The sequence below is a fragment of the Streptomyces sp. NPDC030799 genome (assembly GCF_055572255.1).
The window spans coordinates 208038-223715 of sequence record NZ_JBVIDS010000017.1 but is presented as its reverse complement, the minus strand read 5'-3'; the positions used below and the strand labels follow the sequence as shown (position 1 = coordinate 223715).

Here is a 15678-nt window from a genome sequence, read left to right as displayed (position 1 = left end):
GATTCACCCTTTCGGTTGCAGTGCCATCAGGTGCGGGTCCAGCGTTGGTTGCTGCCGTTCGAGCAGGAGTAGAGCTGGATCAGGGTGCCGTTGGCGGTGCCTGCTGCGACGGCGTCGAGACAGAGGCCGGACTGGACGCCGACGATCGACCCGTCGGAGTTGAGGCGCCATTTCTGGTTGTCGCCGCCCCAGCAGCCGTAGATCTGGGCTTTGGAGCCGTTGCCGGTGCCGGCCGCGTCCAGGCACTTGTTGCCGTAGACCCTGAGCTCGCCGGCGTCGGTGTACGTCCACTGCTGGTTGGTGCCGCTGTGGCAGTCCCACAGCTGGAGCTGGGTGCCGTCGGTGGTGCCGGCGTTCGGTACGTCCAGGCAGCGGCCGGAACCGACGCCCTTGATCTGTCCGGAACCCGCAGGGGGCGTCGTGGAGCCGCCGTTGAGTGCGTTGAGGACGGCCGTGTAGGCGGGCTTCTTGCTGCCGTCGCCGTTGAACAGCAGCGGCGTGTCCCCCGATCGCCAGGAGTCGGTGTCGCGCACACCCCAGACGGTGATGCCGAGGCAGCGCGGGACGGCCAGGCAGTCGTTGGTCACGTCGGCGTAGGTCGACGCCGGGGCGCCCTGGATGTCGAGTTCGGTGATGGCCACGTCGACGCCGAGGGCGGCGAAGTTCTGCAGGGTGGTGCGGAAGTTGCTGTTGTAGGGGCTGCCGCTGTTGAAGTGCGACTGGAAGCCGACACAGTCGATCGGCACGCCGCGCTGCTTGAAGTCCCGGACCATGGCGTACACGGCCTGGGTCTTGGCCCAAGTCCAGTTCTCGATGTTGTAGTCGTTGTAACAGAGCTTGGCGGCCGGGTCGGCGGCACGCGCGGTGCGGAAGGCGACCTCGATCCAGTCGTTGCCGGTGCGCTGCAGGTTGGAGTCGCGCCGGGCTCCCGAACTGCCGTCGGCAAAGGCCTCGTTCACGACGTCCCACTGGGCGATCTTGCCCTTGTAGTGGCCCATCACGCCGTTGATGTGGTCGATCACCGCCTGGCGCAGTGTGCTGCCGCTGAGGCTCTGCATCCAGCCGGGCTGCTGGGAGTGCCAGGCCAGGGTGTGACCGCGCACCTGCTTGCCGTTCTGCACCGCCCAGTTGTAGACGCGATCGGCGGAGGTGAAGTTGAACTGGCCCCGCTGCGGTTCGGTGGCGTCGATCTTCATCTCGTTCTCGGCTGTCACCATGTTGAACTCACGGCTCGCGATCGACGTGTACGCCGAGTCGCCCAGCCTGCCCGAGGCGATGGCGGTGCCGAAGTAGCGGCCGCTCTGCGCCGCCGCGGCGCCGAGCGTGCTCTCGGCGGCGTGTGCGGCCGGCGGCGTGACCAGTGCGGCGGCCGCACCCAGGACGCCGACGACCAGCGCCAACAGCAGACCGTGGATCTTCCGGCGGACAACGGGTCTGGGGAGGGCATACAAGCCCATGACGGTGCCTCCAAGGTAGAAATCATGGAATGACTGAAAGCGGAGAGGAAAGCGTGGTCCGTTCCCACTCGGCACCGGGGGACCGCCACGTGGCGTCGCGTACCTCTCCAACTGCACGAAGAGCCGGGATGCGCTGGTGCGAACCTCACCGGAACGAAACGGGGTGGCGCAGGTGCTGTGCTGCGCGTATCTGTCGTGCGGCTGTGCGTGGAACTGGCGGTCAGTACGGATCCGCCGGGCCGAGGTGGTTCGACATTGTGAACCACAGCCGGTGTCTCAGACAGGGATGTTGAAACAATGACGATGGATCGTCAATACTCACCGCAGAAAAAGTTTCTGTTCTAGCCCGAAACTTTCGGAACGGGTGAGTCGAACGGCGAACCCCCGCGCCGTCGAGCGCGACGGCGCTCGGGGAACCGGTGTGTCACGGACGCTGGAGACACGACCTTCCGGGTGTCGGCACGCATGGGGGCCTGTCAAATGTTTCGACGTCGGTAGCGATGCATGCGAGAAGCGTTGACGCCGTTCACCGGTTCCCTATCATGCAGGTTGCTCGATACTTCGGCCTTTGTTCGGCATTGCGAACGCCTCGGAGTGCTGCATCGCAAAGCCGGGCAACTCCGGGTCACACCGCCCCAACGCAGAGCCGCAAGGAGCCGCACCGAGTCCTACCGCTGCACATCGCATCACACCGACAGTCCGGACAGCCTCTGACGAGGCCACCCGGAAACATCTACTCAAGGTTGAGGAAGTCCGCATGCACAGTGGAAGTTTCAGCCGCAGGCATCCGTCTGTGGTGCTCGGCGCCTTGGTTGCGGTGCTGGTCGCGTTGGCGGCGATGCTCGTCGCTGCCCCGGCTCAGGCGGCTTCGAGTGGCGCCTTGCGCGGTGTTGGTTCCGGCCGGTGTCTCGATGTGCCGAACTCCAGCCAGGCCGACGGCATGTACCTGCAGATCTGGGACTGCTCGGGCGGGACCAACCAGCAGTGGACGTTCACGGACAACAACCAGCTCACCGTGTACGGCAACAAGTGCCTGGATGTGCCGGGTCACGCCACCGCGGCCGGTACCCGGGTTCAGATCTGGACCTGTAGCGGGGGTGCGAACCAGCAGTGGCGGGTGAACTCCGACGGCACGGTCGTCGGCGTGGAGTCCGGGCTGTGCCTGGACGTGACGGGCTCGGGTACCGCCAACGGCACGGCGGTGGAGATCTGGACGTGCAACGGCGGCAGCAACCAGAAGTGGACCGGCCTGACCGGGACGCCGACGGACGGCTCATGTTCCCTCCCCTCGACGTACCGGTGGACGTCGTCGGGTGTGCTGGCGCAGCCGGCGAACGGGTGGACGGCGGTCAAGGACTTCACCACCGTGACGCACAACGGCAAGCACCTGGTCTACGCGTCGAACGTCTCGGGGTCGTCGTACGGCTCGATGATGTTCAAGCCCTTCACGACCTGGTCGGACATGGCGTCGGCCGGCCAGACCGGGATGAGCCAGGCCGCGGTGGCGCCCACGCTGTTCTACTTCGCGCCCAAGAACATCTGGGTGCTGGCGTACCAGTGGGGTGCGTGGCCCTTCATCTACCGCACGTCGAGCGACCCCACCAACCCCAACGGCTGGTCCGCGCCGCAGCCGCTGTTCACCGGCAGCATCTCCGGCTCCGCCACCGGCCCGATCGACCAGACACTGATCGCTGACGGCCAGAACATGTACCTGTTCTTCGCCGGTGACAACGGCAAGATCTACCGAGCGAGCATGCCGATCGGCAACTTCCCGGGCAGTTTCGGCTCGTCGTACACGACGGTCATGAGCGACACGACGAACAACCTGTTCGAGGCGCCGCAGGTCTACAAGGTCCAGGGGCAGAACCAGTACCTCATGATCGTCGAGGCTCGGGGTGCGAATGAGCAGCGCTACTTCCGCTCCTTCACGGCCTCCAGCCTGAGCGGTTCCTGGACCCCGCAGGCCGGCAGCGAGAGCAACCCCTTCGCGGGCAAGGCCAACAGCGGTGCCACCTGGACCAACGACATCAGCCACGGCGACCTGGTCCGCACCAACCCCGACCAGACCATGACCATCGACCCCTGCCACCTGCAGTTCCTCTACCAGGGCAAGTCCCCCACCGCGGGCGGCCCGTACGACCAGCTGCCGTGGCGGCCGGGCGTCCTCACCCTGCAGCGCTGAACCGTCTGATCCATGGCGATCGCGATGTGATGCGGTCCGCCGACGCGTGGACGAGCGGTTCACGGAGTGGGTGACTCCATGTGCTGACCGATACGCACCGCCCCGAGGAACCCCAGCCGTGCGTCAGCTGGGGTTCCTCCCGCCCCCGGTGCCGTTGTCGCGGCCCCTGTGCTCCGCCGCCGTCAGTGCAGCGCTGAGCAGGATGGTCGGTTCGTCAGCGCCGCTGTGACGTTGAGACTGGGGCGGGCTGCGACGGGGCGGCTTCGGCGGCGGCGCGGGTGAGCGCGGCCGCTTCTTCCGCACTCGGCCAGGACGCGTCCTCGGGGCGCGAGGGAAGCCGCAGCCGCAGCAGGATTCCAACCAGCACACTGACGACCTCGGATCGAATTTGTTAAGCGCCTTGACAGATTGGTCGCCGCTGGCGACGGTACCTGGAGCACGACGTACGTCTACCACCCACCGCACCGCACGCCCCTCTGGAACCGCAGGTTCACCGGACTACGGGAGCACATGGATGCCGTCGAAGCTCGGGCCCCGCCGCCTCATCCTGCTCGCCTCCGCCCTGACGCTGGCCTCGGCCGCGCTCGCCCTGCCCGGAGCCCCGGCAGGCGCCGACACCGCGCCCGGAAGCATCGACTTCTCGGCACGCCACCAGCGCATCGACGGCTTCGGCGTCTCGCAGGCCTTCCAGCGCGCCGCCGTCATCCACGGCCTGAAGGGCCTGTCTGCAAAGAAGGGCGACGAGATCGTCAAGCTGCTCTTCTCGCGGGAGGACGGCGCGGGCCTGAGCATGCTGCGCCTCGGCGTCGGCTCGTCCACGGACGAGGTGTACGACCACATGCGGACCATCGCCCCGAACGCGCCCGCGAGCCCAGACGATCCGCTGACATACACCTGGGACGGAAAAGATGGCGGCCAGGTCTGGCTCGCCAAGGAGGCCCGGAAGTACGGGGTGAAGCGGTTCATCGCGGATGCGTGGAGCGCCCCCGCGTACATGAAGGACAACAACTCCGACTCGAACGGCGGCACCCTGTGCGGAGTCGTCGGCACCGACTGCGCAACCGGCGACTGGCGCACCGCGTACGGCAAGTACCTCGCCCAGTACGTGAAATTCTACAAGCGAGAGGGTATCCTCGTCACCGACCTGAACCTTCACCAACGAGCCCGACTGGAAGGCGTCGTACGCCTCCATGCTCTTCACCCCCGCACAGGCCGCCGATGCGGTGAAGGCGATCGGCCCGGTGCTGCGCGCCGAGGCCCCCGGCACCAAGCTGTACTGCTGCGACAGCTTCGGCTGGAACCAGGGGAAGGCGTACGCGGCCGCCATCGCGGCCGACCCGGCTGCCGAGAAGGAGGTGGCCGCGTACAGCGCCCACGGCTATGCCTCCGCCGCCACCAGCCCGCTGATCAACAGTGACAAGCCGGCGTGGATGTCGGAGTGGGCGGGCAGCGGCGTCTGGCCGAGCAAGTGGGACGACGGCACGAACGCGGCCGGTCTGTACGTGGCCGAGAACATCCACAATGCCCTCGCCCAGGCCGACGCCTCCGCCTACCTCTTCTGGCTCGGAGCCTCGATCGGCGACACCGGCGCGCTCATCCGCATGGACGGCGACAGCTACATGGTCTCCACACGGCTGCGGGCGATGACCGCGTTCAGCCGGTTCATCCGTCCCGGCGCAGTCCGCGTGGAGGCCTCCTCTGGCGACGAGGCGGTGCTCGCGTCGGCGTACCGGAACACGGACGCGACCGACGTGGCTGTCCTCATCAACACCGGTGCCCAGGCCACGACGACGGACATGGCTCTGAAGGCGGCGAAGGGAGAGCAGGCGACGGGATACCTCACTGACGGCGATCACGACACGAGGGCGGTGGAGGGCCTCGCACAGGTCGCGGACGGACATCTGACGGCGAAACTCCCGGCACGTTCGGTCGTCACCGTGGTCCTGGATCCGGGCCGGTCCCAGGGCTGACACCGGTTCGCCCCCGGGCTGAGGCGACAGGCCGGCGTCGAGTGCCGTCCTGAGGAAGAAGCAGGCGAACTGTGCTGAACAGTCGGGGGACGGTGACGAGCACAACCACTCCGCGAACCGACTGTCCTCACCTTCGACGCCGGACGTACAGGAAGGATCCGCCCCGAAATGACCAGCAGCGATCCCGGAGCCGTCGAGGGCGTTCTCGGCATCATGGCCCTTGAGGCGGCGGCGTCATGACCACCGACGAAATAGATCCTGCCTGGCTGCCTGACGAGGCACTGCGCGGCGTGGGGACACGGCGGGTGTGCGTGCGCGGCGAAGGACTGGTCGTCGACACCGTACGGGCAGAAGTCGGCCGTGCGTGCCGGGAGTTCGGTGGCAGCGATGACGCGGGCGACGCGGCGTGCGACCTGCTGCTGAAGGTGGTCGCCGGCGGTGACGAAGGTCCCGAGGGGTTCACGGTGACACGGACCGCGCGGCACACCACCGTCACCGCCGCCGCCCCGGCCGGGCTCCTCCACGGTTTCTTCCACATCGTACGGATCGGCGAGGCCGCGTTCACGGAAGGCCCCGACGAGACCCACCGCCCCGCCCTCGCCCTGCGCATGCTGGACCACTGGGACAACGTCGACGTGCATCCCGTCATGGGGCAGGTCGAGCGAGGCTATGCGGGCGGCTCGCTGTTCTGGCGGGACGGACGGGCGCGAGGTGACCTCTCCAGGATCCGCGCGTACGCAAGGCTGCTCGCCTCCTGCGGCATCAACGCGCTCGCGGTCAACAACGTCAACGTCCACGCGAGCGAGACCCGCCTGCTCACCGAGCGGTTCGTGGAAGTGGCGGCCATTGCGGCCGAGTTGAGGCCGTACGGCATCCGAACCCACCTCTCCGTGAACTTCGCCGCACCCCTCCAGCTCGGCGATCTGGACACTGCCGATCCGCTCGACGAGGGTGTGCGTGCGTGGTGGCGCGAGGCGACCGACCGGGTCTACGCGCTGGTCCCCGACTTCGGCGGTTTCGTCGTCAAGGCCGATTCGGAGGGGCAGCCGGGCCCGTTCGCCTACGGACGCAGCCATGCCGACGGCGCGAACCTCCTGGCCGGCGCGCTCGCGCGGCACGGCGGCACCGTCCATTGGCGCGCTTTCGTCTACGACCACCGACAGGACTGGCGCGACCGCTCGACAGACCGGGCGCGCGCCGCGTACGACCATTTCGCCCCGCTGGACGGTCAGTTCGCGGACAACGTCATCCTTCAGGTCAAGCACGGGCCGATGGACTTCCAGGTCCGCGAACCCGTCTCGCCCGTGATCGGCGCCCTGCCCCGCACCCGCGTCGCCGTCGAGCTGCAGGTCACGCAGGAGTACACGGGCCAGCAGCGGCATGTCTGCGCGCTCGCGCCGATGTGGTCCCAGGTACTCGCCTTCCGGCCGGAGGGGGAGGGCGGCCCCACGGTCGGGCAACTCGTTACCGGAGGAGGCCTCGTGGCGGTGGCGAACGTCGGTGACGACCCCTTCTGGACCGGCCACCCCCTTGCCCAGGCCAACCTCTACACCTATGGCCGCCTCGCCTGGGACCCGACCGCGGATACAGCTCAACTCATCGACGAGTGGGTGGGGTTGACGTTCACGCCGGATCTATCCGGTGACCCCGAGCGGCTGGGCTCTGGGCTTCGGGCGGTGCTGCACGGTTCCTGGGCCACGTACGAGAAGTACACCGCACCCCTCGGCGTCGGCTTCATGGTGCAGCCCGGACACCACTACGGGCCGAGCGTCGACGGCTACGAGTACAGCACATGGGGGACGTACCACTTCGCCGACCGCGACGGCATCGGCGTCGACCGCAGCCGGGCCACCGGCACCGGATACTCCGGGCAGTACGCGAAGCCGTGGGCGGACACGTACGAGCGGGTGGAGAGCTGCCCCGACGAGCTGCTGCTCTTCTTCCACCATGTGTCGTACAGGCATGTGCTGCACAGCGGCAAGACCGTCGTGCAGCACATCTACGACACTCATTTCGAGGGAGTCGAGGAGGTCGAGGCTGCCCGCGAGGTCTGGGCCGCACTCGCCGGCCTGGTCTCGCCCGCCCGGCACACTCGGGTGACCGAGCTGTACGAGGAGCAGCTGCGCTGCGCCCGCGAGTGGCGGGACCAGGTCAACAGCTACTTCCTGCGCAAGTCCGGGGTGCCGGACGCGCACGGCAGGTGCATCTACTGAAGCCGCACCCGATCCCGGCCAATGAGTTTCGCACATGAGGAAGTCGGCTCCCAGACCCGTGTGAGGTGTCCGTGCCCGCCGTCGATCTCCCCCTGGACCAGCTCGAACGTTACCGCCCACCCCTCGACGAACCCGCCGACTTCGACACCTTCTGGCAGACCACCTTGAAAGCCGCCGAGCATCCGCAGCCGGTCGTCAGTGCCGAACGGATCGACAGCGGGCTGCGGCTCGTCGAGACATGGGACGTGACGTTCCGCGGATTCGCCGGCGACCCGATCAGCGCCTGGTACACCCGGCCTGCCGGCACGGACGGCCAACTCTTGCCCGCCGTCGTGGAGTTCGCCGGGTACGGGCGCGGCCGCGGCCTCCCGCACGAGCGGCTCACCTGGGCGAACGCCGGATACGCACACCTGCTCATGGACAACCGCGGCCAGGGCGACCAGTACGGCAGCGGCGGCGCGACCCCCGACCCGCACGCGAGCGCGCCCGGTGGCCCCGGCGCCATCGTGCGCGGCATCCTCGACCCGCACGACCACCACTACCGGCGGCTGATCACCGACGCGGTGTGCTCCGTCGCCGCGCTGCGCGCGCTGCCCGGTGTCGCCGCGGACCGGGTCGCGGCCGTCGGCAACAGTCAAGGCGGGGGAGTGGCCCTCGCGGTCGCGGGACTCGTCCCGGATCTGGCGGCCGTGCTGGTCAGCGCGCCGCTGCTGTGCGGCATCCGGCGCGCCCTGGACCTCACCGACGACGGACCCTACGGAGAGGTCGCCGCCTATCTGGCCGTGCACCGGGGCGCCGAGAGGGCCGCGTACCGGACGCTGGCGTACGTCGAGGGGATCTCCTTTGCGCGCCGCGCGTACGCTCCCGCCCACTTCGGGGTCGGCCTGCGCGACATGGTCTGCCCACCCAGTGGCGCGTACGCCGCATACCACCGCTACGGCGAGCTGACCGGCCGCGATCCCGCGCGGGAGATCCACGCGTATCCGTTCAACGGGCACGAGCACGGGGACGCCACGCATACGCGGCGGCAACTTGCCTGGCTGCACGCGGTGCTGGACGGCGGACAGGCGTAGATTCGAGCCCGCACGTTCGACGAGCCGGACGGACGCTGCCTCGACCGCGAGCAGGCCGGTGGCATGTTCTACGCTTTCCGGAAGATGCCCGGAGGTTTTCCGGACGCAGAGCTACGGAGGTGGGGATGGTGGCCCCGGACGGCGCCCAGCACAAGACAGCCACGCGGAGCTCGGACGGGCCGGCCAAGGTGACGATCACCGAGATCGCGCGGGAGGCCGGGGTCTCAGTGCCGACCGTCTCACGGGTCGTCAACGGACGTTCGGACGTGTCGCCTGCCACCCGGGCGAGGGTCGAGGACCTGCTGCAACGGCACGGCTACCGGCGCCGCCCGCCCGCCCCCGGTGCCCGGCCGGTTCTGCTCGACCTGGTCTTCAACGACCTCGACAGCCCCTGGGCCGTGGAGATCATTCGCGGGGTCGAAGAGGTCACGCACGAGTCGGGCGTGGGGACGGTGGTCTCCGCGATCCACAACCGGGCGGGCGCGGCTCGGCAGTGGATGACGAATCTACGGGCCCGCGCGTCGGACGGCGTGATTCTTGTGACCTCCGTCCTGGAGCCGAGACTCCACGACGAACTGCGGCGTCTGGGCGTGCCGCTGGTGGTGATCGACCCGGCCGGCTCGCCCGCGTCCGAGGAACCGACCATCGGCGCCACCAACTGGGCGGGCGGCATGGCCGCGACCGAGTACCTGCTGGGCCTGGGGCACCGCAGGATCGGCTTCATCGAGGGTCCGTCCCGCCTGATGTGCTCACGGGCCAGACTCGACGGCTACCGGGCCGCGCTCGACGTCGCCGGAGTACCGGTCGACGGCGAGCTGATCGTGCCCGGCGACTTCTACCACGAGTCCGGGTTCACCGGCTGCAACCAGTTGCTCGACCTGGACGACCCGCCGACCGCCGTGTTCGCGGCCAGTGATCAGATGGCGCTCGGCGCGATGGAGGCACTGCGCCGCCGAGGGCTGCGTGTGCCCGAGGACATGAGCGTCGTCGGTTTCGACGATCTGCCGGAGATGCGCTGGGCGTCGCCGCCTCTGACGACGGTCCGCCAGCCGCTCTCCGACATGGGCAAGCTGGCGGCACGGGTCGTACTGGACCTGGCCCGGTCCGTCGTACCCGCGTCACCACGTGTGGAACTCGCCACTGAGCTGGTGGTCCGGGCGAGCACCGCGCCGCCGCGCCGGGCGTAGCGGAAGATAGCACTCCGGGGGTGTCAACGGCCCATTTTGTTAAGGGCGTTGACACCCCCGACGCGTGCCCGTAACTTGCGTGGCCATGTCCCGATAAGTTTTCGTGGAACTTCCGGAAGGTGCGCCATGTCAACCGTCGACCGTGCCGCTGCAATCGCCTCCAGCGCCGCGTCATCTGCCTTCTCCCGCCGCCGGTTCCTGGGGACCGCGACAGCGGCGGGCCTGGGCGCGGCCGGTCTGTCCGCCTGCTCGGACTCCGACTCACGCACTACGGACAGCAAGGGTCGTACTGTCGTGGAGTGGTGGAACATCCAGACCACCGAGCCGTCCAAGAGTGTCTGGCCCGAGCGGGCCAAGGCGTTCGAGGCCGAGCACCCCGACGTGCACATCAAGCTCGTCACGCTGGAGAACGATGCCTACAAGTCGAAGATGACGGCGCTGACCAGTTCCGGAAAGCTTCCGGACATCTACCACACGTGGGGTGGCGGCGTTCTCAAGCAGCAGATCGACGCGGGCCTCGTCGAGGACCTCACCGACACCGTCAAGCCCATGGCCGGCACCCTCGTCGGGGTCTCCGCAAAGGCCTACGAGTTCGACGGCAAGTCGTACGCGATGCCCTTCGACATCGGCGGCGTCGGCTTCTGGTACAACAAGGCGCTCTTCAAGCAGGCCGGTATCCCGTCCCCGCCCGCCACCTGGGACGACTACCTGGACGCCGTGAAGAAGCTGAAAAGCGCCGGGATCACGCCCATCGCCCTGGCGGGCAAGGAGAAGTGGCCCGGCATGTACTTCTGGGCCTACCTGGCGATGCGTATCGCCGGTGTCGACGGCATGCAGAAGGCCGCCGACGCCAAGGACTTCACCGGCGACGACTTCGTCAAGGCCGGTGAACGCCTCAAGGAGCTCATCGCCCTTCAGCCGTTCCAGAAGGGCTTCCTCGGCGCCGCGTACTCCACGCCCAACGGCGAGGCCGCGGCCATGGGCAACGGCAAGGCCGCGATGGAGCTGATGGGCCAGTGGGCGCCGGTCGTGCAGGCCGACGCGGGCAAGGGCATCGGCGAGGACCTCGGGTTCTTCACCTTCCCGACCGTCGCGGGAGGCAAGGGCGCCGCAACCGACATCTTCGGCGGAGGCGGCGGCTACGCCGTGCGCAAGGGCGCGCCCAAGGCGGCCGTCGACTTCCTGAAGTTCTTCTTGTCGACCGAGTCCGACAAGATCCTCGTGTCCAAGGGCTCGATGATGCCCGTCGTGAAGGACGCCACCGGCTCCCTCACCGATCCCAACCTCAAGCTCGTCTCCGCCGCCCTGGACAAGGCGACCGGATTCCAGCTCTACCTCGACCAGGCCTACCCGCCTGCCGTCGGTCAGGAGGTCAACGACTCGGTCGCCGCCCTCATCGCCGGCGCCAAGTCGCCCGAGCAGGTGGCGCGTTCCATCACCCAGGTCGCCAAGAGCCAGTAGTCCACGATGACCTCGACCCAGATCAACGAGGCACCCGCTCTCGCCAAGGAACCGGCGGCACCGGCACACAACCGGCGCCCGCTGGTGCGCCGGGTCCGGAACTGGCTGACCGCCTTCTCCTTCACCGTGCCCGCCCTCGTTCTGTTCGCCCTGTTCGTCCTCACGCCGATCCTCTACGCGCTGTACATCAGCTTCTTCAACTGGGGCGGATTCGGAACGCCTTCGGACTTCGTCGGCACCGACAACTACACCCGCTTGTTCGACGACCCGGTCTTCCTCGGCGACCTGTGGCGCGGCCTGCTCCTGGTCGTGTTCTCCGTCGGCCTGCAGCTTCCGTTCGCGCTCGCCATGGCCGTCCTGCTCAACCAGAAGCTGCGTGGCCGTGCTGTCTACCGGATGCTGTTCTTCGCGCCGTACGTCCTGTCCGAGGTCATCACCGGCGTCCTGTTCTCCATGATCTTCGCGCCGGACGACGGACTCGCCGACAAGGTGCTCGGCTCGATCGGCCTCGACAGCCTCGGCGGTCTCTGGTTCGCCGACCAGGACTGGGTGCTGCCCACCCTGTTCCTCGTCATGATGTGGAAGTACTTCGGCTTCCACATGATGCTGTACCTGGCCGGCCTGCAGGGCATCCCCGCCGAGCTGCACGAGGCGGCCCGGATCGACGGCGCAGGTCCCTGGCAGCGCTTCCGCAACATCACCCTGCCGCTGCTCGGACCGACCATCCGCATCAGCGTCTTCCTGTCCGTGATCGGCGCCATCCAGCTCTTCGACCTGGTGTGGGTCACCACCCAGGGCGGCCCCGACCACCACTCCGAGACGATGGCCGTCACCCTTTTCCAGTTCGGCTTCAAGCGCTACCAGATCGGCTATGCCAGCGCGATGAGCATCGCCATGTTCCTCATCAGCCTCGTCTTCGCCCTGGCCTACCAGCGGTTCGTGCTGCGCCGTGACACCGAAGGAGCCCTCACCACCATGCGAGGCAACCGATGAGCGGCCTGATCCCCGCAGCCCGCCGGCGGCTGCGCTCCACACCGCTGTACGTCATCGTGTGGCTGGTCGGCGTCGTCATGGTCACCCCGCTGCTGTACGCACTGGTGTCCGGCTTCAAGTCCACCGACCAGCTCTCCCAGAACGCCTTCGGGCTGCCCTCGCCCTGGGTCGTGTCCAACTACACGGACATCCTGGCCGACAGCTCGTTCTGGCGGATGCTCGGCTCGTCCACGCTGGTCGCCGTAGGCACCACGGCCCTCACCGTCGGCACCGCCGCGCTCGCGGCGTTCGCGCTCGCCCGGTTCGCCTTCAAAGGAAGGGAGTTGATGTTTACTCTCTTCGCCGTCGGGCTGATGTTCCCGTTCGCCGTGGCCATCCTGCCGCTGTTCATCCTGCTGCGCACATTCGGGCTGCTCGACAACCCGTGGGGCGTGATCCTGCCACAGGCCGCGTTCGGTCTGCCCATGACCATCGTCATCCTGCGCGGCTTCTTCCGGGAGATCCCCGGCGAGCTGGAGGAGGCCGCCACGCTCGACGGCTGCTCCCCGTTCGGCTTCTTCTGGCGGATCCTGCTGCCGATGGCGCGGCCCGCGCTCGGCACTGTCTCCGTCCTCGCCATCGTCGGCAGCTGGAACAACTTCCTGCTCCCGCTGCTCGTCTTCAGCGAACCCACCTGGTGGACGATCCCCGTCGGCGTCCAGCAGTTCCAAGGCCAGTACGCCGCAGACATCGCCCGCGTCTTCGCGTACCTCGTCCTCGCCATGGTGCCCGCGCTCGGCTTCTACGCGGTGGCCGAACGGCAGTTGATCGGCGGCATCACGATGGGCGCAACCAAGGGCTGACAGCGCCGTCACCCATCAACCGGCCAACTTTCCACCGCACTTGAGGAGACCCATGGTCGAGCCATGGCAGGACACCACCCTGCCCGCGCACACCCGGGCGGCGGACCTGCTCGCCCGGATGACCACCGAGGAGAAGACCGCCCAGCTGTCCAGCGTATGGATCGGCGCCGACGCCGAAGGCGCCGACGTCGCCCCCGGCCAGCACACCTACGCCTCCCGCAGCGCCGCCCTCGACGCGCTGCTCCCGTACGGGCTTGGCCACCTCACCCGACCCTTCGGCACCGTGCCCGTCGAACCTGCCGAGGGCGCGGCCCGTCTCGCGGAGCTGCAGCGCACCATCCGCGCGGGCAACCGGTTCGCCCTGCCGGCCATCGCCCACGAGGAGTGCCTGACCGGCTTCACTGCCTGGCAGGCCACCATCTTCCCGACGCCGCTCGCCTGGGGCGCCACCTTCGACCCGGCGCTGATCATGGACATGGCCCAGGCCATCGGTACGTCGATGCGCTCGGTCGGCATCCACCAGGGACTCGCCCCGGTCCTCGACGTCGTGCGCGACGCCCGCTGGGGCCGCACCGAGGAGTCCATCGGTGAGGACCCGTACCTGGTCGGCACCATCGGCACCGCGTACGTAAGGGGACTTCAGGCCGCGGGCATCGTCGCCACGCTGAAGCACTTCGCCGCCTACTCGGCCTCGCGCGCCGCGCGCAACCACGCCCCCGCCTCGATCGGCCCGCGTGAGCTCGCCGACGTGATCCTGCCGCCGTTCGAGATGGCAGTGCGCGAGGGCGGTGCCCGCTCCGTGATGCCCGCCTACAACGACATCGACGGCCTGCCCGCCCACGCCCATGCCGGACTGCTCACCCAACTCCTCCGTGATCAGTGGGAGTTCGCCGGTACCGTGGTCTCGGACTACTACGGCATCTCGCTGCTCGACGAGGCCCATCGCATCGCCGACGGCGAAGGCGCGGCGGCGCGCATCGCGCTGGCGGCCGGCGTCGACGTGGAACTGCCGGCGGCCCGCTGCTTCAGCCCCAAGGATCCGCTGCCCGAGGAACTGCTCGACCGGGCCGTGCTGCGCGTCCTCACCCAGAAGTGCGAACTCGGGCTGCTCGACGCCGACTGGGAACCGGTCACCGGCGACCTGCCCGTCGACCTGAACCCCCCGCACATGCGGGAGCTGGCGCAGAAGGTGGCCGAGGAGTCGGTCGTCCTGCTCGCCAACGACTCCGGGGTACTGCCGCTGAGCGACGGGCTGCGTATCGCGCTCCTCGGTCCGCTCGCCGACGAGCAGGCGGCCATGCTCGGCTGCTACACCTTCCCCCGGCATGTGGGCGTCCACCACCCCGACCTGCCGACCGGCGTCGAGGTGCCCACGCTCGCCGACGCGCTCCGCGCCGAGCTGCCGGGCGCCGTCATCGGCGAGGACCCCTCTGCCGCCGATGTCTGCGTCGTCGTCGCCGGTGACCGGTCAGGTCTGTTCGGACGCGGCTCGTCGGGTGAGGGATGCGACGCCGAGGACCTGGAACTGCCGTACGGACAGGGAAAGTTGCTGGACGAGGCGATGGCCTACGGCGTGCCGGTCGTCATCGTCGTGCTCAGCGGCAGGCCCTATGCGCTCGGCCGCTGGGCCGACCGGGCCGCAGCGGTCGTCCAGGCGTTCTTCCCCGGGCAGGAGGGCGGCGCCGCCGTCGCGGGCGCCCTGTCCGGGCGTGTCGACCCGTCCGGGCGCCTGCCCATCGGGGTACCCCGCACGCCCGGCGGCCAGCCCGCCCCGTACCTGGCCCCGCCGCTCGGCCGGCACGGCTTCCCCAGCACCGTGGACCCCACCCCCCTGTACCCGTTCGGCCACGGCCTGTCCTACACGACGTTCGCCTGGGACGCGCCCCGGTGCGACACCGTCGAATTGCCCACCGACGGCGAGACCACACTGCGCCTCACCGTCCGCAACACCGGCAAGCGGCCCGGCACCGAGGTCGTCCAGCTCTACCTCCACGACCCCGTCGGCACCGTCGCCCGGCCCGAGGTCCGGCTGGTCGGCTACGCCCGCGTCACGCTCGACGCCGGAGCGTCAGCCGAGGTGCACGCCACGTTCCCAGCCGACCTGGCCGCGCACACCGGCGCCGACGGCCGCCGCGTCGTCGAACCCGGCGCCCTGGAGCTGCGCGTCGCCGCGTCCAGCGAACACGTCCACCACACCGTGCCGCTCACTCTCACGGGTCCGGTGCGCGAGGTCGGCCACCACCGCAGGATGCGCTGCGAGCTCCGCGTCAAGTGACCCCACGGACCAGCCCCGCGCAAGA

The 15678-nt window shown here is 68.9% G+C and carries 10 protein-coding genes and 1 pseudogene; 10 read left to right on the top strand and 1 reads right to left on the bottom strand.

Annotation, left to right across the window (positions count from 1 at the left end):
- Positions 1-26: 26 nt before the first annotated feature.
- On the bottom strand, positions 27-1457 hold the full coding sequence (locus ACZ41I_RS36015; RefSeq protein WP_468516087.1) for an endo-1,4-beta-xylanase: 1431 nt from the start codon (positions 1455-1457) through the stop codon (positions 27-29).
- A gap of 757 nt (positions 1458-2214) precedes the next feature.
- Here ACZ41I_RS36015 and ACZ41I_RS36010 point away from each other — a divergent pair.
- The 10 genes and pseudogenes from ACZ41I_RS36010 to ACZ41I_RS35965 all read left to right on the top strand — a co-directional run bounded on the left by ACZ41I_RS36010 (position 2215) and on the right by ACZ41I_RS35965 (position 15653).
- Entirely contained in the window at positions 2215-3639 is a 1425-nt protein-coding gene (locus ACZ41I_RS36010; protein ID WP_468516086.1) for a non-reducing end alpha-L-arabinofuranosidase family hydrolase, read from the top strand.
- Between the two features lie 514 nt (positions 3640-4153).
- Positions 4154-4723, top strand: a pseudogene (locus ACZ41I_RS36005) (glycoside hydrolase); the annotation flags it as partial.
- Between the two features lie 106 nt (positions 4724-4829).
- The gene (locus ACZ41I_RS36000) at positions 4830-5609 is read left to right on the top strand and encodes a glycoside hydrolase family 30 beta sandwich domain-containing protein (RefSeq protein ID WP_468516085.1); all 780 of its coding nucleotides are present in this window, start codon (positions 4830-4832) and stop codon (positions 5607-5609) included.
- Positions 5610-5845: 236 nt separating this feature from the next.
- Positions 5846-7822 (top strand): alpha-glucuronidase, encoded by a 1977-nt coding sequence (locus ACZ41I_RS35995; RefSeq protein ID WP_468516084.1) that lies wholly within the window; start codon positions 5846-5848, stop codon positions 7820-7822.
- A gap of 71 nt (positions 7823-7893) precedes the next feature.
- Positions 7894-8895, top strand: coding sequence for an acetylxylan esterase (locus tag ACZ41I_RS35990; protein ID WP_468516083.1), 1002 nt, complete (start codon positions 7894-7896; stop codon positions 8893-8895).
- A 125-nt stretch (positions 8896-9020) separates the two neighbouring features.
- Positions 9021-10082 (top strand): LacI family DNA-binding transcriptional regulator, encoded by a 1062-nt coding sequence (locus ACZ41I_RS35985; protein ID WP_356317929.1) that lies wholly within the window; start codon positions 9021-9023, stop codon positions 10080-10082.
- Positions 10083-10208: 126 nt separating this feature from the next.
- Positions 10209-11543, top strand: a complete 1335-nt coding sequence (locus ACZ41I_RS35980; RefSeq protein WP_468516082.1) for an extracellular solute-binding protein — start codon at positions 10209-10211, stop codon at positions 11541-11543.
- 6 nt (positions 11544-11549) lie between these two features.
- Positions 11550-12536 carry a carbohydrate ABC transporter permease gene (locus ACZ41I_RS35975; protein WP_468516081.1) on the top strand — a complete coding sequence of 329 codons (987 nt, stop codon included), beginning with the start codon at positions 11550-11552 and terminating at the stop codon, positions 12534-12536.
- Entirely contained in the window at positions 12533-13378 is an 846-nt protein-coding gene (locus tag ACZ41I_RS35970; RefSeq protein ID WP_468327136.1) for a carbohydrate ABC transporter permease, read from the top strand. The genes ACZ41I_RS35975 and ACZ41I_RS35970 overlap by 4 nt, the downstream gene beginning before the upstream one ends.
- Before the next feature lie 52 nt (positions 13379-13430).
- Complete coding sequence (locus ACZ41I_RS35965; protein WP_468516080.1) at positions 13431-15653, top strand: beta-glucosidase; 2223 nt, start codon at positions 13431-13433, stop codon at positions 15651-15653.
- Positions 15654-15678: the final 25 nt, after the last annotated feature.

What these genes read in the sequence shown, in the direction of transcription:
- ACZ41I_RS36015 (WP_468516087.1), bottom strand. Translation starts at nt 1,457, where the DNA reads ATGGGCTTGTATGCCCTCCCCAGACCCGTTGTCCGCCGGAAGATCCAC.
- ACZ41I_RS35985 (WP_356317929.1), top strand. Translation starts at nt 9,021, where the DNA reads ATGGTGGCCCCGGACGGCGCCCAGCACAAGACAGCCACGCGGAGCTCG.
- ACZ41I_RS36010 (WP_468516086.1), top strand. Translation starts at nt 2,215, where the DNA reads ATGCACAGTGGAAGTTTCAGCCGCAGGCATCCGTCTGTGGTGCTCGGC.
- ACZ41I_RS35980 (WP_468516082.1), top strand. Translation starts at nt 10,209, where the DNA reads ATGTCAACCGTCGACCGTGCCGCTGCAATCGCCTCCAGCGCCGCGTCA.
- ACZ41I_RS35975 (WP_468516081.1), top strand. Translation starts at nt 11,550, where the DNA reads ATGACCTCGACCCAGATCAACGAGGCACCCGCTCTCGCCAAGGAACCG.
- ACZ41I_RS36000 (WP_468516085.1), top strand. Translation starts at nt 4,830, where the DNA reads ATGCTCTTCACCCCCGCACAGGCCGCCGATGCGGTGAAGGCGATCGGC.
- ACZ41I_RS35970 (WP_468327136.1), top strand. Translation starts at nt 12,533, where the DNA reads ATGAGCGGCCTGATCCCCGCAGCCCGCCGGCGGCTGCGCTCCACACCG.
- ACZ41I_RS35995 (WP_468516084.1), top strand. Translation starts at nt 5,846, where the DNA reads ATGACCACCGACGAAATAGATCCTGCCTGGCTGCCTGACGAGGCACTG.
- ACZ41I_RS35965 (WP_468516080.1), top strand. Translation starts at nt 13,431, where the DNA reads ATGGTCGAGCCATGGCAGGACACCACCCTGCCCGCGCACACCCGGGCG.